Consider the following 17,725-nt stretch of genomic DNA (forward strand, 5'->3'; position numbering starts at 1 on the left):
GGTCGGCAGGAGGTCAGCCGAGGAGGGACCGGCCGATGATCTCCTTCATGATCTCGGTGGTGCCGCCGTAGATGGTCTGGATCCGGCCGTCGGTGTAGGCGCGGGCGACCGGGAATTCGCTCATGTAGCCGTATCCGCCGTGCAGTTGCAGACAGCGGTCGGCGACGCGCTTCTGGAGTTCGGTCGCCCACCACTTGGCCATGGAGGCGTGGACGGCGTCGAGTGCGCCGTCCGTGTGCTCGGCGATGCAGCGGTCGACGAAGGTCCGGGTGACGGCGCACTCGGTGGCCATCTCGGCGATCTCGAAGCGGACGTGCTGGAGCTTCGCCAGCGGGCGGCCGAAGGCCTCGCGCTCCTTGACGTACCGGGTGGTCATCTCCAGGAGGTGCTCGGCCCCGGCGATGCCGGCGACGGCGATGGCCAGGCGCTCCTGGGCGAGGTTGGTCATCAGGTGCAGGAAGGCGCCGTTGAGTTCGCCGAGGAGGTTCTCCTTGGGGACGCGGACGTCGTGGAAGAAGAGCTCGGCGGTGTCCTGGGACTTCTGGCCGATCTTGTCGAGGTTCCGGCCGCGCTCGAAGCCCTCGGCGCCGCGCTCGACGACCAGGAGGGAGAGGCCGTGCGCGCCGCCCTCCGGGGTCGTGCGGGCGACGACGATCACGAGGTCGGCGAGGATGCCGTTGGAGATGAAGGTCTTGGAGCCGTTGAGGATCCAGTGGTCGCCGTGGTCCTCGGCGGTGGTGCGGATGCCCTGGAGATCGGAGCCCGCGCCGGGTTCGGTCATGGCGATGGCGGTGACGGTCTCGCCGGAGCAGAAGCCGGGCAGCCAGCGCCGCTTCTGCTCGTCGGTGGCGAGCGAGGTGAGGTACGGGCCGATGATGTCGTTGTGCAGGCCGATGGCGAGTCCGGGGGCGCCGGCCCGGGTGAACTCCTCGGCGAGGACGGCTCCGTAGCGGAAGTCGGGGTTGCCCCCGCCGCCGTACTCCTCGTCGACGGCGAGCCCGAGCAGCCCCTGCCGGCCGGCGGCGCGCCAGGCCTCGCGGGCGACGATGCCGTCCCGCTCCCACTGCTCGTAATAGGGCAGCACCTCCTTGGCCAGGAAGGTGCGGACGGTCGCCCGGAAGGCCTCGTGGTCGGCGGTGTAGAGCTGGCGCTTCATGCTTCGGTCTCCTGGATCTCCGGGGTCTTCGGGGTCTTCAAGGCGGGGACGGCCCAGTCGCGGGCGACGGCGGCGGTGTCGGCACCGGGCAGGGCGGGGCCCGAGCGGAGGGTGCCGGGGGTGACGGAGAAGCGGGGTGCGGGGGCCGGCTGGGTGAGGCCGGCGTGCTCGGCGAAGGTGGCGCGGGCGGCGAGGTGGGGGTGGCTCGGTGCCTCGCGCAGGGAGAGGACGGGGGCGACGCAGGCGTCGGTGCCCTCGAAGACGGACGTCCACTCCTCGCGGGTACGGCTCCGGAAGCGGTCGGCGACGGCCGCGCGCAGTTCTGGCCACCGGGCGAGGTCGCCGCGCAGGGCGGCGGCGTCCTCGATGCCGAGGACGCGGGCGAACTCCGCGTAGAACTGTCCTTCCAGGGCGCCGACCGCCATGTGTCCGCCGTCGGAGGTCTCGTAGACGCCGTAGAAGGGACAGCCGCCGTCGAGGAGGTTGACGCCCCTGCGGTCCTGCCAGCCGCCGGCCGCGAGCATGCCGTGGATCATGGTCGTGAGGTGGGCGGTGCCGTCGACGATGGCGGCGTCGACGACCTGGCCCTCGCCGTGCGCCCGCGCGTGCTGGAGGGCGGCGAGGACGCCGATGACGAGGTAGAGCGAGCCGCCCGCGTAGTCGCCGACGAGGTTGGCGGGGACGGTGGGCGGCCCGTCCGGGTCGGGGCCGATCATGCCGAGGGCGCCGGTGATCGCGATGTACCCGATGTCGTGGCCCGCGGTCGTGGCGAGGGGTCCGTCCTGGCCCCAGCCGGTCATCCGGCCGTAGACGAGCCGGGGGTTGCGCGCGAGGCAGGGCTCGGGGCCGACACCGAGGCGTTCGGCGACGCCGGGGCGGTAGCCCTCGATCAGGACGTCGGCGCGCGCGACGAGGTCGAGCACGGTGGCGGGGCCGTCCTCGGCCTTGAGGTCGACGAGGACGGAGCGCTTGTTGCGGTTGGTGAGGTCGCGGGCCGGGTCGATGCCGAGGCCGGCTCCGCCGGGACGGTCGACGCGGACGACGTCCGCACCGAGGTCGGCCAGGAGCATGGCGGCGAAGGGGCCGGGGCCGATGCCGGCCAGTTCGACCACGCGCACCCCGGCGAGCGGGCCGTTCCGGGCGGTGTGCGTCGTGCTCATCGAGCCCCCAGGAGTGTGTGACACCAATGATGTAACACCGGAGATGCTAGGAACGTGTTCCACTCGGCACAAGCCCCCCGGCCGAGCAAGCGCTTGGAAATCGCCTCGGCGCGGAGTTCCGCTATTCTCCGCCGACGACAACCGCGCGCGGCGGCGCGGTACGGCCGAAATGAGGGGCTGGATGGAGACAGGGGCGGGCACCGGACGCGGGGCCGGAGCGGGAGCGGAGGACGCGGCGGGCGGGGAGGGACCCGAGGACGCGGCGGGCGGCGCGCGAGCCGAGGGCGCCACTCGGCGGCCGTACGACGTCGTGCTCTTCGGGGCGACCGGTTTCGTGGGCGGGCTCACCGCGGAGTACCTGGCCGAGCACGCCCCCGCGGAGTGCCGCTGGGCGCTCGCGGGGCGCAGCCGCGGCGGGCTCGAGGCCCTGCGCGAGCGGCTCGCCGCCCGGTGGCCGCACTGCGCGGAGCTGCCGCTGGTCGTCGCCGACGCCGACGATCCGGACGCGCTGCGCGCGCTCGCCGAGTCCGCCCGGGTCGTGGCGACGACCGTCGGCCCGTACGTCTGGTACGGGGAAGGTCTGGTCGCCGCCTGCGCGGAGGCCGGGACGGACTGTGTGGACCTCACCGGCGAGGCCGAGTTCGTGGACCTGATGTACGTACGGCACGACGCGCGCGCCCGCGAGACCGGGGCCCGGATCGTGCACGCCTGCGGCTTCGACTCCGTCCCGCACGACCTGGGCGCGTACTTCACCGTCCAGCAGCTCCCGGAGGGCGTACCGCTCCGTGTCGACGGCTTCGTGCGGGTCGGGGCCGCCTTCTCCGGCGGCACCTTCGCCTCGGCGCTGACCGCGCTCGGCCGGGGCCGGCACGTCCTGGGCGCCGCGCGCGAACGGCGCCTGCACGCGCCGAGGCTGGTGGGGCGGCGGGCCCGCGCGCCGCTGGGCAGCCCCCGGTTCAGCCGGGAGACGGGCACCTGGGCCCTGCCGCTGCCGACGCTGGACCCGCAGGTGGTGGTCCGCTCGGCCGCCGCCCTCGACCGGTACGGGCCGGACTTCCGCTACCGCCACTACGCCTCCGTGAAGACGCTCCCGGTGGCCCTGGGCGGCACGGCGGCCGTCGGCGCGGGTGCGGTGGCGGCTCAACTCCCTTCGGTGCGGCGCTGGCTGATGGAGCGTTACCAGCCGGGCCAGGGTCCGTCGGAGGAACGGCGTGCCCGTAGCTGGTTCTCGGTGCGGTTCGTCGGCGAGGGTGGTGGGCGCCGGGTGTTCACCGAGGTGTGGGGCGGTGACCCGGGGTACGACGAGACGGCCAAGATGCTCGCCGAGTCGGCGCTCTGCCTGGCCTTCGACGCGCTGCCGAAGACGGCGGGCCAGGTGACGACGGCGGTCGCGATGGGCGACGCGCTGATCGAGCGGCTCCGCGCGGCGGGCATCGGCTTCCGGGTGGCGCACCGAGGCTGACCCGCGCGGCGGATCGTGGCGGGCCCGGCGGATCGGGGCCGGTGGGCGCGGCGGATCAGGGCGGGCCCGGCCTCAGAACCGTACGAGGCGGAAGGGGTGGCCGGCCGGGTCGGCGTAGACGCGCCAGGCCGGGTCGCCGCCCCCGCCGTCGAGCGGGGTGGCCCCGAGGTCGAGGACGGCCTCCTCCGCGGCGGCCAGGTCCTCGACCCGCACGTCGAGGTGGAACTGCTGCTCGGGCGCGCCCCAGACGGGCGGCCGGTGGTCGGCCACGTCCTGGAAAGCGAGGACCGGGCCGGCGGCACCGCGCAGGATGGCGGATCCCTCGCCGACGGCCAGCCGGGGGTCGGGGCTCTCGACCTCGCCGCCGATCAACCGCTGGTAGAACAGGGCGAGTTCCCGCGCGTCGGGACAGTCGAGGACGACGCACCGCAGCCGCCCGATCATGCCAGGACCCAGTCGGCGACGACGTACGGCATGCCGCGCTCCGCGGAACGCGGCGGAACGGTAAGGGGTGTTGTCATGGAGGCCACTGTGCCGGGTGGGAACGCGGCGCGGTATCCGTACAGGTACTCAGGTAGCGGCTAGTGCTTCCTTGAGTGCCCTGCGGCAGAGGGAGTCGGCGTGGCGGGTGGTCTCGGGGATGCGGTAGCGCGGGGCGAGGTGGAGCGTGTGGGCGCAGGCGCGGTCGAGGTCGACCCGGTGGCCGACGGAGACGAAGACGGGCTTCACCCCGGCCTGGGTCCGCAGGGCCCGTCCCACCTCCTCGCCTTCGGCGAGCAGGGAGCTGAACTCACCGCGCTCCGGCCCGGGTTGCTCGTACGTGAAGGTGAAGGGGTTCTTGGCGACGCCGATGGACGGCCGCCCGGTCAGCACCCCGAGATGGCTCGCGAGCCCGAAGCGGCGGGGATGGGCGAGGCCGTAGCCGTCGCAGACGAGCAGGCCGGGGTCCGCGGTCAGGGAGTCGAGCGCGGCGAGCACGGTCGGGATCTCACGGAAGGCGAGGAGCCCGGGGACGTAGGGGAAGGAGACACGGCCGACGGCCGTGGCCTCCTCGACCACGTCGAGGGTCCGGGCGTCGAGGACGACGGCCGCGGCGGCGACGAGGTCGCGCTCGTCGTCGTAGGCCACGTCGAGCCCCGTGACGTGGCCCTCGCCGACGGCCGGCCCCGGCTCGTCGAGCACGATCCGCCCGCGCAGCTCCCGCTGGACGTCCCGTGCGGCGTCCTCGTCGGCGGGCCAGCCCGCCGGAATCCCGATGATCGTCATAGTGCGAGCCACCCTACGACCCCGGTTCCGCGACCCCGGTTCCGAGGGCTGGAACGCCTCGTCGGCGTCCGCCGGATGCCCGGTAGCCTGGCGATCATGTTCGTACTGGAATTGACCTACACCGCGCCCGTCGAGCGGGCGGACGCGCTGCTCGACGCGCACGTCGAGTGGCTGGACGCGCAGTACGCCGCCGGCGTGTTCCTCGCCTCGGGGCGGAAGAACCCGCGCGACGGCGGGGTGATCCTGGCCGCCGGGGTCGACCGCCCGGAGATCGAGGCGATCGCGGCGGCCGACCCGTTCAGCGCCGAGGGCGTGTGCGCGTACCGGATCACGGAGTTCTACGCGACCAAGACGGTCGAGGGACTCGCCCCGTACCGGGACCAGCTGCCCTCCTGACCATCGCCGTCGCCATCGCTCAGTCGCGCCCGAGGCGGGCGATCCGGCCCTTTTCGCCGGAGGCCCAGCACGACCCGTCGTCCGTGCAGTCCACCGTGTCGTACGAGCCGGTGTCGATCGTGCGCCAGGTGCGGCCCGCGTCGGTCGTCAGGTCGGTGCCGGTCGGGCCGACGGCGAGCGCGGCCGCCCTGCTGTGCGGGAGCCAGGCGACGCCGGAGCGGTAGGCCGGCGGCGGCGCGTCCGAGGCCCGCCAGGTGCGGCCTCCGTCCCTGGTGACCGCGGCGGCCTTCGGGGACGGCTGGTCCTTGCGGTAGTCACCGCCGACGGCGATGCCGTGCGTACGGTCGCGGAAGGCGAGGCCGAAGACACCCCGGGCGGGGTCCCCGGCCGGGATCGGCGTGGCGGTGGCGGTCCAGGTCAGCCCCCGGTCGGCGGAGTGGAGCACGCGGGCCGTGGCGCCGCCGCCCGTCGCGAGCCACACGTCCCGGGGTCCGGAGGACACCAGGCACTGGCCGCTCGCCGCGAAGCCGGCCTCGCCGGGGAGCGCGTCCGGCATGCCGGCGCTCGGCAGCACCCGCCAGGTCCGGCCGCCGTCGCCGGTGGAGAGGATGCGGTACTTCCCGTCGACGGGGTCGCTCATGGCGAGTCCGTGCCGCCGGTCGAAGAAGGTGACGCAGTCGTAGAAGGCGCGCGGGTCGGTGTTCCGGAAGGACTCGGTCCAGGTGGCGCCGCCGTCCTCGGTGCGCAGCAGGCGCGAGGCTTCGCCCTCCCCGATGGCGAGGACGACGGCCCGGCGGGCGTCGAAGGCCTCCACGTCGCGGAATTCGAGCTCTTCCGCGCCGGGCGGCGAGACGTCTCGCCAGCTCCGGCCGCCGTCCGTGGTGCGCAGCACCGTGCCCTTGGAGCCCGCGGCCCAGGCGGTCCTCCGGTCGACCGCCGCGAGCCCGCGGAAGCGGGCGTCGGTGCCGGTCGGTGTCAGCTGCCAGCCGGCCGCGGCCGTGGGGGTCTCCCCGGCACGCGCAGGGGCTGCCAGGCTCAGCGCGAGCGCCGCCCCGATCAGCCCCACCGACATCATTCGTCTCGTCTTCCCCATGGACGTCATGGCGCCGGAAGCTAGCGCCCCCGGGCGGTTCCCGTCCAGGGTGCGTCCCGGGTGCGCCCCTTGCCGGGCGTTCCTAGGCTGAGGGGCATGAGCGACCGTCCGGGCGAGCACGCGCCGACCGAGGAGAAGCCGAAGCTCAAGGAGTACGAGGGCGAGGGCATCACCGTCACTTTCGAGCCACGACGCTGTCTGCACGCGGCCGAGTGCGTGCACGGCCTGCCCGAGGTCTTCGACCTGACCCGGCGCCCGTGGGTGCTGCCCGACGCCGCCGAGCCCGGCCTGGTCGCCGAGGTGATCCGCCGCTGTCCCTCGGGGGCGCTCCAGTACCACCACCACCCGGCGGACGCCGCCGTCGCCGAGCCCCCCGAATCCCCCACCACCGTGCGCCGCACCCCTTCCGGCCAGCTCGTTCTGCGCGGGGACCTGCTCGTGACCGGCCCGCACGGGGACCGGCACGAGACCCGATTGATGCTGTGCGGCTGCGGCGCCTCCGCGAACCAGCCGTACTGCGACCACTCCGGCCCCTGTGCCGAGCCGGACGACGACGTCGCCGATCAGCGCTGACCTCGACCGCGTCCTTCCGGTGACGCAGGTCACGTGGTCCCCGAGTGCACGTTCCGGCCGTGCCGCTCGTCTTGCTTGGTGTGAGGTGCCCTGGTGTCGGGGAGACGCACAGGATCCGAAACCCGCGTGAGAGGAGCCGGTCTTGTCCGCCGTCATCGAGCATTCCGTCCAGGCCCGTCTGGTCGCATCCGTGCCCCGGATGGAGACGGTCCCCGCCACCCTGCGGTACGACCGCGAGGACCCGTACGCCGTCAGCATGGCCTTCCCACCACCGGCGACCCTGGAGGGCGTCGAGGTCTCCTGGGCCTTCGCCCGCGAGCTGCTCGTCCAGGGCGTCGAGCGCCCGGCGGGGGTCGGTGACGTCCGGCTGCGCCCGTACGGGTACGACCGCACGGTGGTCGAGTTCCACGCCCCGGAGGGGGTCGCGATGGTGCACGTCAGGACCTCGGAGTTGCGCCTCTTCCTGGAGCGCTCGGAGCACCTGGTGCCGGCCGGACGCGAGCACCAGTACCTGAACTGGGACCAGGACCTGGCGGCGCTGCTGCGCGAGCGCCCGTAAGCCGATTCCCTCGTAGAGCGTGCGCCCATGAATCGGGCGCCCGTAAATCGTTTGCCGCTGCCCGGTCGAGGTCGTACGGTCGTACCTGACCTTGTCGTCACTTGATCGGAGAAGGACGTTGCTCGTCTGAGGTTGCGAGACACCGCGCCGCGCGTGCCCACTGTGCCGCGTGTGCCGTTCTCGACCTCGGCGTACGAGCCGTTCTTTCCACAGCCCGCGCCCCGGTGTCTCTCGCGTCGCCCATTCACGCCCGCGCTCGCGCAACCGGGAGGCCTCCATGGCGCATCACCCCACGTTCATCACCTGTTCCTCACTCTCCTTCTCCTGGCCTGACGGCACCGAGGTCCTCGACGACTTCCGCCTCACGGTCGGCCCCGGCCGCACCGGACTCGTCGGGCTCAACGGCTCCGGCAAGTCGACGCTCCTGAAACTCCTCGCGGGAGAGCTCACCCCGGCTTCCGGCGCGATCCGGGTCACGGGCGAGCTCGGCTACCTGCCGCAGAACCTCGTCCTGGACACCTCGCGGCGGGTCGACGAGATCCTCGGCATCGCGGCGAAGCGTGCCGCGCTGCACGCCATCGAGGCGGGCGACCCCGCCGAGGAACACTTCACCGCCCTCGCCGACGACTGGGACGTCGAGGAGCGGGCCCGCGCCACCCTCGATCAGCTCGGGCTCACCGCCGTCGGCCTCGACCGGACCGTCGGCGAGGTCTCGGGCGGTGAGTCCGTCCTGCTGCGCCTCGCGGCGCTGCTGCTCGCCCGGCCCGACGTGCTGCTGCTCGACGAGCCGACGAACAATCTGGACCTGCACGCCCGCGCCCGTCTGTACGAGGCGGTGGAGGGCTGGTCCGGCGTCCTGGTCGTGGTCAGCCACGACCGTGAACTCCTGGAGCGCGTCGACCAGATCGCCGATCTCCGGGACGGCGAGGTCGCCTGGTACGGCGGCCCTTGGTCCGCGTACGAGACGGCACTCGCCGCGGAACAGGAGGCCGCGGAGCGGATGGTGCGGGTCGCCGAAGCCGACGTACAGCGCCAGAAGCGTGAACTCGGCGAAGCCCAGACGAAGTTGGCGCGCCGCAAGCGGTTCGCGCAGAAGAGTTACGAGAACAAGGTCGTACCGAAGATCGTGGCGAACGGCCGCAAGAGCGACGCCCAGGTCGCGGCCGGGAAGCACCGCACCCTGCACACGGAGCGGCTCTCCGAGGCCAAGGAGCGGCTCGACGCGGCGGTGGAGGCGGTACGGGACGACGACGAGATCCGCGTCGAACTGCCCCGCACCTCGGTGCCGCCGGGCCGCGAGGTCCTGTACCTACGCGACCTGGAGCTGCGGTACGGGGCCAGGGTCGACGGCGAGTTCGCGCTGCGCGGCCCGGAGCGGATCGCGCTCGTCGGCCGGAACGGCGCCGGCAAGACGACGCTGCTCCGGACGATCGCCGGGGAGGTGGAGCCGCTGTCGGGCGAGGCGGACGCGCGGGTACCGCTCCGCTTCCTGCCGCAGCGGCTCGACGTCCTCGACGACGGGCTGAGTGTGGTGGAGAACGTGGCCCGCTTCGCGCCCACGGCGACGGGGAACGCGATCAGGGCGCGGCTGGCGAGGTTTCTGTTCCGGGGGGCGCGGGCGGATCAGCCCGTGGGCACCCTCTCGGGCGGGGAGCGGTTCCGGGCGACGCTCGCGGCGCTGCTCCTGGCGGAGCCGGCTCCGCAGCTGCTGATGCTGGACGAGCCGACGAACAACCTGGACATGGGGTCGGTCCGGAAGCTGACGGCGGCCCTCGACGCGTACGAGGGGGCGCTGATCGTGGCGAGCCACGACGTGACGTTCCTGGAGTCGCTCGGCATCACGCGCTGGCTGCTGCTCGACGGTGAGCTGCGGCCGACGACGGCGGAGGAGGTCCGGGGAGTGACGGCGAGGCACTAGCGGGGCTTCGAGCCGCGGGGGTGGGGCATCGAGCCCGTGGGACGGGATGTCGAGGCATCGAGATGTCAGATATCAAGTGACAGGGTGTCAACGATGAAGTAAAGCCCAGGACTTGGTCCCGCCGCCCGGTGTCAGTACGGGGGCGAGCCCCCAGTCTCCACCGTGGGCGTCGACCGCCGCGGCCAGCAGCCACATGCTGCGGCTGCGGCGGTCGCGGCATTCCTCGGCGGCGGTGGGCGAGGCATGCACCGGATGCTGGTCGTAGAGCACGATCCGCAGCGCCTCGTACTGCCAGCGGACACGCAGGATCATCTCGCGGTCGGGTGTGAAGCGGTACGCCGCGGCGACGAGTTCGGAGGTGGCGAGGGCGGCGGTCTCGCAGAGGTCCGAGAGGCCGTGCCGGGTGAGGAGCGTGCCGACCGACTCACGGGCGAGTCCGGCACAGTAGGCGCCTCCGGGGAGGAGCATCGAGTAGCTGAGGTTCTCCGTGGCGGGAGGTATGGGCCCGGCCGCGACGGCGGACGGGAGGCAACGCAGTGCGCCCTTCATCGGGTTGCTCACATTTCTTGCGCATTGGGGGGGTACGCACACACGGTCACAGTCGCCCCGTGTGAGACTTGCGCTACCGACCGTAGCGCACGACCGGAGCACGGTGCTACTACTTGCGGGTAGTCGTGCCATTCCGGCCGAAACGGCAATCCGCGAGGGTCGTCGTCGTCACGCAACGAAAGGGGAGATCGCGCGTGCCACCCAGGAGCAGCCCGACCGCACGACAGCAGCGCCTCGGGAGCGAACTGCGCAAACTGCGCGAACAGTCGGGCATGTCGGCCCAGCAGGCCGCCGCCCTCCTGGGCGTCGACCGCACCCGTATCCCCAACATCGAGTCGGGCCGCTTCGGCATCAGCGCCGAACGCGTCCGCACCCTCGCCTTCAACTACGGCTGCCCCGACACGGCGCTCGTCGACCTGCTCGCCGACATCGCCCAGGAGCGGGACCGGGGCTGGTGGGAGGAGCACCGCGGACTGCTGCCGCCCGCGCTCATCGACATCGCCGAACTGGAGTACCACTCCTCGGAGTTGCAGAGCGCGGTCACCACCCACATCCCGGGTCTCCTGCAGACCGAGGAGCACGCGCGGGCCGTCTTCGACACCGCCGTCCCGCTCCTGCCGGGACCCGATCTGGAAGCCCGCCTCGCGCTGCGGCTGCGCCGCCAGGAGGTTCTGGACCGGGACCGGCCCGTGCTCTACGAGGCCGTGATCCACGAGGCGGCGCTGCGCATGCAGTTCGGCGGGCCGAAGGTCGCGCGGGACCAGCTGGAGCACATCCTGGCGTACGCCGAGCGGGACACCGTGACCGTCCGCGTCATCCCCTTCGCCGCGGGGGGTTTCCCCGGCGCGGGCCAGTCGTTCACCTATGTGGCCGCGCGCGTGCCGCAGCTCGACACCGTGCAGCTCGACTCCTCCCACGGATCGATCCTCCTCGACGCCGACATGAAGCTCCGCCGCTACCGGGGGCTCCTGGAGCGACTGCGCGGACTCGCCCTGTCCACGACCGAATCACGCGCGTTCATACGCACCATCGCCCAGGATCTGTGAAGGACCGCCCCACCATGAACGTCACGACCGACACCCCCCTCGCCGCCGCCCCCGTCGCCGCCGACATCGACTGGAACGAGGCCTTCTGCAGTGAGGGCGCGAACTGTTTCCGGTTCGGCCTCGACGACTCCGGCCGGGCCTACATCGGCTCGACCCTCGCCCCCGGCGAGTACGTCAGCGACTCGGTGGAGGCGCTCCGCGCGCTGATCTCCGCGGTGAAGGCCGGCGCGGCGGACCATCTCCTCTGAACCGTCTCCTCTGAACCGTCCGCTCCGAACCGTCTGCTCCGATCCGTCTGCTCTGCGTAGCCGGACGGGCGGCCGACGGCGCGCGACGGGGACGTGACCTGCATCTCCAGTACCGTGCCGGAGCAGCGCACATAACGGAACGTAACCGGACATCGTCCAGACGGGCTTGGCCGACGCCTTACGGAGCCTTAACCTACGGTCTCGTAACCTACGAATCCGTAGGTAATCCCGTATGCCCTTCTCTCCGTCCCCAGGAGTCCCCGTGACGCTCACCTCTCCCCACCTCGGCAGCTCGGCGGAGTGGACCGACGCGCGCCTGCTCTACGCGCTGGAAGAGGTCGTGGAGAAGGAGCTCAACCGGCACCTGAAGGTCACCAAGGACTGGATGCCGCACGAGTACGTGCCGTGGTCCGACGGCCGGAACTTCCCCGGCTTCTTCGAGGACGGCGAGGCCTGGGACCCCAAGCAGTCCAAGGTCACCGACATCGGCAAGATCGCCCTCGTGGTGAACCTGCTCACCGAGGACAACCTCCCGAGCTACCACCACGAGATCGCCAGCCTCTTCGGCCGCGACGGCGCCTGGGGCACCTGGGTGCACCGCTGGACCGCCGAGGAGGGCCGCCACGGCATCGTGATGCGCGACTACCTCCTGGCCTCGCGCGCGGTCGACCCGGACAAGCTGGAGCAGTTCCGGATGTCACACATGAGCGAGGGCTTCGAGTCCGACAACCGGCACTCGATGCTGCACTCCGTGGCGTACGTCGCCTTCCAGGAGCTCGCGACCCGCATCTCGCACCGGAACACCGGCCACCAGTCGGGCGACCCGGTCTGCGACCGGATGCTCTCCCGCATCGCCACCGACGAGAACCTGCACATGGTCTTCTACCGGAACCTGCTGGGCGCGGCCTTCGAGCTCGCTCCCGACCTGACCATGATGGCCGTGCGGGACGTGGTCGTGAACTTCCGGATGCCCGGACACGGCATGCCGGGCTTCGAGCGGGCGGCGGCGCAGATGGCGATCGGCGAGATCTACAACATGCGCATCCACCACGACGACGTCCTCCAGCCGGTCCTGCGCTTCCTCAAGGTCCTCCAGATCGAGGGGCTCGGCCCGGAGGGCCTCCAGGCCCAGGACGAGCTGGGGCTGTACATGAACGGCCTGGACAGCGAGGCCAGCAAGTTCGACGAGAAGCTCGCGGCCCGCAAGGCCCGCATGGCGGCCCGAGCGGCCGGCTGATCCACTCTTCGCACGCCCGAAAAGGAGCGCGTGCGGCTCAGCGGCTGCCCTGCTGCCGCTTGAGCCGCACGCGCTCCTTTTCGGAGAGCCCGCCCCACACCCCGAAGCGCTCGTCGTGGGCCAGTGCGTACTCCAGGCACGCCACGCGCCCCTCGCACGCCCCGCACAGCTGCTTGGCCTCGCGCGTCGACGAGCCGGGGGCCGGGAAGAAGAACTCGGGGCCCGCCTGGGCGCACAGGGCGTTCTCACGCCAGGAGAAGTCGGGAGCGGTCAGCACGTCGGTATCCGTCTGCATGACCCACACGTTGCCTGCCGGGCGTAAACAGGCCATCAACGTTCGATCAATGGCGGATACCCAGGGCCGGGAGGACCGTCTCGGCGACCCGGTAGGCCTCCTCCAGGAGCGGGTTCCCGGACAGGATGAACGTGTCCACGCCCAGCTCCCGGTATTCCTGGAGGCGCTCCACGACCTGGGCCGTCGAGCCGACGACCGCCGTTCCCGGGCCGGGCCGGAACAGCCCCATGCCGGGCCAGAGGTTCGGGTGCACCTCCAGTTCGCGCGCCCGCGCGGGGACCCGGCCGCCGTGCTGCCGGAACTGGCGCTGCCAGCCGACGCCGTCCTCACCCGCCCGCCCGCCGAGCTGCCGGGCGTACGTCGCCTCGCTGGTGACGTCGAGCAGCCGGTCGGCCGCCGCCCAGGCCTCGTCCTCGGTGTCGCGGACGATGAGGTGGAGCCGCAGACCGATCCGGAGGGTACGGCCGTGGGCCGCGGCCCGGGCCCGTACGTGGTCGAACTTCTCCTTCAGCAGGTGCGGGGGCTCGCCCCAGGTCAGGTAGACGTCGACGTGCTCGGCGGCCATCTCGATGCCGGGTGCCGACGAGCCGCCGAACCACAGCGGGACGTGCGGTTCCTGGACGGGCCTGAGGTCCCGGAAGGAGGCGCCCGCTCCCTTGAGGTCGTAGAAGCGGCCCTGGTGGTCGAAGACCTCCCCCGCCGTGAGCCGCTTGACGATCGACCAGTACTCGGCGCTGAGTGCGTAGCGCTCGTCGTGCTCGACGTGGAGCCCGTACTCGCGCAGGGCGGCGGTGGAGCCGTTGACCACGTTGAAGCGGAGCCGGCCGCCGAAGAGGTTGTCGAAGCTGAGCGCCATCTTGGCGAGCAGGGTCGGGGCGATCAGGCCCGGATGGACGGCGAGCAGCGGCTTGAAGCGGGTGCTGGTGGCGGCCGCGAGTGCGGAGCCGAGGGGCCAGACGTCGTAGAGGTCGGTGGCCAGCAGCGCCCCTGTGTAGCCGAGGCGCTCCACGGTCCCGGCGAGGTGCGTGAGGTAGCCGAGATCGACGGAGCGCCGGCCGGCCGGCTCCCACGGGTAGGCGCCTTCGCGCGGGATGATGTACCAGAGGACTTCGGGTGCGGGGGTCGTCACGGTGCTCAGGCCTTCCGGGGCAGCGCGTCGGCGACGGTGATCGCGCGGTCGATGAATCCGGTGCGGTGGAAGATGTCCGCCGCCTGCTGCTGCTCGGCGATGAACTCCTCGGTGACCGGCTCGATCGTCCAGGGCAGGGCGCGCAGCGCGGTCTCCCAGTCGTCGGCGGTGCCGCCCTGGTCGGCGGCGGCGATCTCGGCGGCCTCGCGCGGATGCGCGGCGGCCCAGTCGTCGGCCCGCCGGAGGGCGCGGGTGAGCGCCTCGACGAGCTCGGGCCGCTCCTCGGCCAGGTCACGGCGGGCGAAGAACACGGACCGGTCGGTGATGACCTCGCCGGTGCGGACCAGGGTGCGCAGTCCGCCGGTGCGGCGGGCGGCGGCGAGCTCGGCGCCCTGCGCGACCCAGGCGGTGATCTCACCGGAGCGGAGCTTCGCCTCGCTGGCGGAGTCGCCGCGTACGGGCGTGATGTCGGTGGCGTACGAGAGGCCGGCGTCGTCCAGGGCCTTGGCGACCAGATGCGTCTGCCAGGAGCCGACGGCGAGGTGGACGGTGCCGCCCTTCAGGTCGGCGACGGTACGGACCGGGCTGTCCTCGGGGACGAGGAGGGCGCCGTGGTCGGGGCGGGGCGCCGAGACGGCGGTGTAGACGATGTCGTGGCCGGCGGCCTGCGCGGTGACGGGCGGGGTGGAGCCCGTGCCGCCGAAGTCGATGGTTCCGTCGGCCAGGAACGCCCCGGTACGGACTCCGTCGGTGTACGGGTGCCAGGTCACGGTCTCGCCGAGGGCGGCGAGCTCCTGCTCCGCGTAGCCGAGGCGGGAGAGGTGGTAGAGGGAGGGGTTGCTGCGGTGGACACCGATGGTGACGGTCATGAGACGGCTCCTTCGAGGGGGGCGGGGACGGCGGTGGGTGCTTCCTCGGGCGCGTGGACGCCGAGGTCGGCGAGGAGGCGGCGGCGCAGGGCGACGAAGGCGGGGTCGCCTGGGTCGCGGGGCCGGGCGACGGCGACGGGGACGTCGGTGACGAGCCGCCCGTCGCGCAGGACGGCGACCCGGTCGGCGAGGCGTACGGCCTCGTCGACGTCGTGGGTGACGAGCAGGACCGCGGGGTGGTGGACACGGCGGAGCTCGCCGACGAGGTCCTGCATACGGAGCCGGGTCAGCGCGTCGAGCGCGGCGAACGGCTCATCGAGGAGCAGGAGCTCGGGCTCCCGGACCAACGCCCGTGCCAGCGCGACGCGTTGGGCCTCGCCACCGGACAGGGTGGCCGGCCAGGCGTCGGCGTGCCGGTCAAGGCCGACCTCGGCGAGGGCCCGCAGGCCGGTCGCCCTGGTCGCCGCCCCGCGCGGCAGCCCGACGGTCACATTGCCGAGGACCTTCGTGGAGGGGATGAGCCGGGGCTCCTGGAAGACGATCGTGCGGGCGGCGGGGACGAGGGCCTCTCCCCCGTCGGCGCCGTCGAGGCCGCCGAGGATGCGCAGCAGGGTCGTCTTGCCGCTGCCGCTCGCCCCGAGCAGGGCGAGGAACTCGCCGCGCGCGAGGGTGAGGTCCAGGCCGTCGAGGACGGGGCGGGTACCGAAGACGCGGCGCAGGCCCCGTACCCGTACGGCCGTGGAAGCGGACGTGGTTGTGGACGTGGACGTGGTTGTGGACGTGGACGTGCTCATCGGGTTCCTCCTCCGGGGCCCGCCGTGCGCCAGGGCATGAGGATCCGCTCCAGTCCGCGGACGAGGACGTCGGCGGTGAGGCCGAGCAGTCCGTACACGAGGATGCAGACGGCGAGGATGTCGGTGCGGGCGTAGCTCTGGGCCTGGGACATCAAGTAGCCGATGCCTTCGGTGGCGTTGATCTCCTCGGCGGCGATGAGCGCGATCACGCTCAGCGTCATGGAGAGCCGGAGTCCGGCGAGGAGCGAGGGCAGTGCGCCGGGCAGGACGACCTGGCGGACGATCGCGAGGCGGCCGAGGCCGAAGCTGCGCATGGCCTCGACGAGCTTGCGGTCGGTGTTGCGGACGCCGCCGGAGGTGGAGACGTACATGGGGAAGGTGGTGGCGACGGCGATGAGCAGGATCTTCGCGGTCTCGTTGATGCCGAACCACACCATGAAGAGCGGGACGAGGGAGAGGAAGGGGATGGTGCGCAGGGTCTGGAGGGAGGAGTCGAGGAGCTCGTCGCCGAGCCGGGTGAAGCCGGTGGTGATGCCGAGGGTGAGCCCGGCGGCAAGACCGATGACGAGTCCGATGCCCGAGCGGGTGAGGGACGTGGCGAGCGCGTCCGGAAGCTGACCGTTCCCCCACAATTCCCCTACTGCTGTGACGACTTGGGGTGGTGACGCGAGCACGTCGGGGGTGAGGAGGCCGGTGGCGGAGGAGATCCACCACAGGGCGAGGAGGGCGACCGGGCCGAGGGCGCGGACGGTGAGGGAGCGGGTGCGGGAGCGGGGTCGCCGGACGGGCGGGCGGGGCGCGACGAGTCCGGTCGCGGTGGCGGTCGCGGTGGCCGTGGCCGTCGTCGTCGCCTTGACCTCCTCGATCGCCTCGGCCTCCTCGATCGCCTCGGCCTCCTCGGCCGCCTTGGTCGCCTCGGTCGTCACGCTCGTCATGACAGCTTCTCGATGTCGAGGAGATGGGCGGCGATGTCGACCTTGCTCGGGGTGACCTTCTGGTCGGCGTAGAACCCGGCGACGGTCTCGAAGCGCTTGATGTCCTCCGCGCCGATCGGGTCGACGGTGCCTCCCCTGCGGGTGAAGCCGATCTGGACCTCCTTGGCCTTGCCGTTGACGGCCGTGGGGCCGGCGTCGGTGAAGACGTTGAGGTAGGCGGCCGGGTCGCTCTTCTCCTTGGCGCTGTTCTCGTGGAGGTAGCGGTAGAGCGCCTTCACGACCTCGGGGTGCTGCGCGGCGAAGTCCGAACGGACCGCGTTCAGGCTGTAGTTGTCGGATCCGATCGCGGTGCCGTCGGCGACGAAGTGCGCCTTGCCGGAGCCGATCTCGGCGACGGCGTAGGTGGACCAGACGGCCCAGGCGTCGACCTGGCCCGCGTTGAAGACGGCGGCCGTCTGGTCGGGGCGCAGATAGACCCGCTCGACCTTGTCGGCGGGGACGCCTGCCCGGGCGAGGGCCTTGAGCAGCAGGTACTCGCCGGTTCCGCCCTTGTTGACGGCGACCTTGCGGCCGACGAGGTCCTTGACGGAGGCGATGTCGGAGCCCTCGCGGACGAGGATGCCCTCGCCGACGGGGTCGGGGTCGGTGGCCGTGAAGAAGGCGAAGCCGGGGCTCTGGGAGAGGGACGTGATGCCGGAGGTGATGGAGCCGGTCGCGATGTCGAGCTGGTCGGCGTTCATGGCCTGGGCGGCGGGGGCGAAGGGGCCGGCGCTGCCGGTCCAGGCCACCTTGGCGCCGACGGCGGCGAGCGCCTCGTCGAGGCTGCCGTCCTTCTTGCCGCGGGCGAGCACGCCCGCGTTGCCGGGGTCGGGGATGCGGACGGTGACGGTGCCGTTCGTTCCCTTCGACGCTTCCGTTCCCGTGGCGGCGCCGCAGGCGGTGACGGTGGAGAGGGCGGCGAGGGCCGCCAGAGCGGCGAGCGGGGTGAGTGAGCGCATGGCGGTCGTCCTTCTCGGAGGCGGGTCGGGAGGGCTGGAGCG

Annotated in this window: 20 protein-coding genes; 8 read left to right on the forward strand and 12 right to left on the reverse strand. The window is 72.5% G+C overall.

The genetic code is table 11. The features are described 5' to 3' along the window. Window positions 1-13: 13 nt before the first annotated feature. Together ACIBG6_RS37155 and ACIBG6_RS37160 are read right to left on the reverse strand one after the other, a co-directional pair. Window positions 14-1,156 carry an acyl-CoA dehydrogenase family protein gene (locus ACIBG6_RS37155; RefSeq protein ID WP_399227185.1) on the reverse strand — a complete coding sequence of 381 codons (1,143 nt, stop codon included), beginning with the start codon at window positions 1,154-1,156 and terminating at the stop codon, window positions 14-16. Next, the gene (locus tag ACIBG6_RS37160; RefSeq protein WP_399227187.1) at window positions 1,153-2,316 is read right to left on the reverse strand and encodes a CaiB/BaiF CoA transferase family protein; all 1,164 of its coding nucleotides are present in this window, start codon (window positions 2,314-2,316) and stop codon (window positions 1,153-1,155) included. Before ACIBG6_RS37160 ends, ACIBG6_RS37155 begins: the two co-directional genes overlap by 4 nt. A gap of 181 nt (window positions 2,317-2,497) precedes the next feature. Here ACIBG6_RS37160 and ACIBG6_RS37165 point away from each other — a divergent pair, with 181 nt between their 5' ends. Continuing rightward, window positions 2,498-3,778 carry a saccharopine dehydrogenase family protein gene (locus ACIBG6_RS37165; RefSeq protein ID WP_399227188.1) on the forward strand — a complete coding sequence of 427 codons (1,281 nt, stop codon included), beginning with the start codon at window positions 2,498-2,500 and terminating at the stop codon, window positions 3,776-3,778. Window positions 3,779-3,850: 72 nt separating this feature from the next. On the opposite strand, the gene ACIBG6_RS37170 is transcribed toward ACIBG6_RS37165, so the two are convergent. Then, complete coding sequence (locus tag ACIBG6_RS37170) at window positions 3,851-4,222, reverse strand: VOC family protein (RefSeq protein ID WP_399227189.1); 372 nt, start codon at window positions 4,220-4,222, stop codon at window positions 3,851-3,853. A 126-nt stretch (window positions 4,223-4,348) separates the two neighbouring features. Beyond that, window positions 4,349-5,044: an endonuclease V gene (locus tag ACIBG6_RS37175; RefSeq protein ID WP_399227190.1), complete on the reverse strand. Its 696-nt coding sequence runs from the start codon at window positions 5,042-5,044 to the stop codon at window positions 4,349-4,351. 96 nt (window positions 5,045-5,140) lie between these two features. Between ACIBG6_RS37175 and ACIBG6_RS37180 the strand changes: the two genes are divergently transcribed. Further along, window positions 5,141-5,440 (forward strand): YciI family protein, encoded by a 300-nt coding sequence (locus ACIBG6_RS37180; RefSeq protein ID WP_399227191.1) that lies wholly within the window; start codon window positions 5,141-5,143, stop codon window positions 5,438-5,440. 19 nt (window positions 5,441-5,459) lie between these two features. On the opposite strand, the gene ACIBG6_RS37185 is transcribed toward ACIBG6_RS37180, so the two are convergent. After that, window positions 5,460-6,542, reverse strand: coding sequence for a WD40/YVTN/BNR-like repeat-containing protein (locus tag ACIBG6_RS37185; RefSeq protein ID WP_399227192.1), 1,083 nt, complete (start codon window positions 6,540-6,542; stop codon window positions 5,460-5,462). 87 nt (window positions 6,543-6,629) lie between these two features. Between ACIBG6_RS37185 and ACIBG6_RS37190 the strand changes: the two genes are divergently transcribed. The 3 genes from ACIBG6_RS37190 (at window position 6,630) to ACIBG6_RS37200 (ending at window position 9,583) form a co-directional block, all read left to right on the forward strand. After that, a complete protein-coding gene (locus tag ACIBG6_RS37190) occupies window positions 6,630-7,106 on the forward strand; it encodes a (4Fe-4S)-binding protein (RefSeq protein ID WP_399227193.1) in 477 nt (158 codons plus the stop codon). Window positions 7,107-7,248: 142 nt separating this feature from the next. After that, complete coding sequence (locus tag ACIBG6_RS37195; RefSeq protein ID WP_399227194.1) at window positions 7,249-7,665, forward strand: SsgA family sporulation/cell division regulator; 417 nt, start codon at window positions 7,249-7,251, stop codon at window positions 7,663-7,665. Between the two features lie 277 nt (window positions 7,666-7,942). After that, the gene (locus ACIBG6_RS37200; protein ID WP_399227195.1) at window positions 7,943-9,583 is read left to right on the forward strand and encodes an ABC-F family ATP-binding cassette domain-containing protein; all 1,641 of its coding nucleotides are present in this window, start codon (window positions 7,943-7,945) and stop codon (window positions 9,581-9,583) included. A gap of 87 nt (window positions 9,584-9,670) precedes the next feature. Here the strand turns inward: ACIBG6_RS37200 and ACIBG6_RS37205 are convergent, their stop codons facing one another. Further along, complete coding sequence (locus ACIBG6_RS37205; protein ID WP_399227196.1) at window positions 9,671-10,144, reverse strand: ATP-binding protein; 474 nt, start codon at window positions 10,142-10,144, stop codon at window positions 9,671-9,673. Window positions 10,145-10,326: 182 nt separating this feature from the next. Here ACIBG6_RS37205 and ACIBG6_RS37210 point away from each other — a divergent pair, with 182 nt between their 5' ends. From ACIBG6_RS37210 to ACIBG6_RS37220, 3 genes are all read left to right on the forward strand, one after another. Continuing rightward, entirely contained in the window at window positions 10,327-11,178 is an 852-nt protein-coding gene (locus ACIBG6_RS37210; protein WP_399227197.1) for a helix-turn-helix domain-containing protein, read from the forward strand. 14 nt (window positions 11,179-11,192) lie between these two features. Then, window positions 11,193-11,426, forward strand: a complete 234-nt coding sequence (locus ACIBG6_RS37215) for a hypothetical protein (protein ID WP_399227198.1) — start codon at window positions 11,193-11,195, stop codon at window positions 11,424-11,426. 262 nt (window positions 11,427-11,688) lie between these two features. Continuing rightward, the gene (locus tag ACIBG6_RS37220) at window positions 11,689-12,663 is read left to right on the forward strand and encodes an acyl-ACP desaturase (RefSeq protein WP_399227199.1); all 975 of its coding nucleotides are present in this window, start codon (window positions 11,689-11,691) and stop codon (window positions 12,661-12,663) included. Between the two features lie 37 nt (window positions 12,664-12,700). On the opposite strand, the gene ACIBG6_RS37225 is transcribed toward ACIBG6_RS37220, so the two are convergent. Genes ACIBG6_RS37225 through ACIBG6_RS37250 form a run of 6 tightly spaced genes read right to left on the reverse strand, consistent with a single transcriptional unit; the run spans window position 12,701 to window position 17,683 of the window. Continuing rightward, window positions 12,701-12,958 (reverse strand): WhiB family transcriptional regulator, encoded by a 258-nt coding sequence (locus tag ACIBG6_RS37225; protein ID WP_329620278.1) that lies wholly within the window; start codon window positions 12,956-12,958, stop codon window positions 12,701-12,703. A 46-nt stretch (window positions 12,959-13,004) separates the two neighbouring features. Further along, window positions 13,005-14,087 (reverse strand): LLM class flavin-dependent oxidoreductase, encoded by a 1,083-nt coding sequence (locus tag ACIBG6_RS37230; protein ID WP_399227200.1) that lies wholly within the window; start codon window positions 14,085-14,087, stop codon window positions 13,005-13,007. Between the two features lie 5 nt (window positions 14,088-14,092). Further along, entirely contained in the window at window positions 14,093-14,956 is an 864-nt protein-coding gene (locus ACIBG6_RS37235; RefSeq protein WP_399227201.1) for an ABC transporter substrate-binding protein, read from the reverse strand. Continuing rightward, window positions 14,953-15,750 (reverse strand): ABC transporter ATP-binding protein, encoded by a 798-nt coding sequence (locus ACIBG6_RS37240; RefSeq protein WP_399227202.1) that lies wholly within the window; start codon window positions 15,748-15,750, stop codon window positions 14,953-14,955. The genes ACIBG6_RS37235 and ACIBG6_RS37240 overlap by 4 nt, the downstream gene beginning before the upstream one ends. Next, window positions 15,747-16,685 carry an ABC transporter permease gene (locus ACIBG6_RS37245; RefSeq protein ID WP_399227203.1) on the reverse strand — a complete coding sequence of 313 codons (939 nt, stop codon included), beginning with the start codon at window positions 16,683-16,685 and terminating at the stop codon, window positions 15,747-15,749. The genes ACIBG6_RS37240 and ACIBG6_RS37245 overlap by 4 nt, the downstream gene beginning before the upstream one ends. Next, window positions 16,682-17,683, reverse strand: a complete 1,002-nt coding sequence (locus tag ACIBG6_RS37250; RefSeq protein ID WP_399227204.1) for an ABC transporter substrate-binding protein — start codon at window positions 17,681-17,683, stop codon at window positions 16,682-16,684. The genes ACIBG6_RS37245 and ACIBG6_RS37250 overlap by 4 nt, the downstream gene beginning before the upstream one ends. Between the last annotated feature and the right edge of the window lie 42 nt (window positions 17,684-17,725).

The organism is Streptomyces sp. NPDC050842 (assembly GCF_044456565.1).
Lineage (GTDB): Bacteria > Actinomycetota > Actinomycetes > Streptomycetales > Streptomycetaceae > Streptomyces.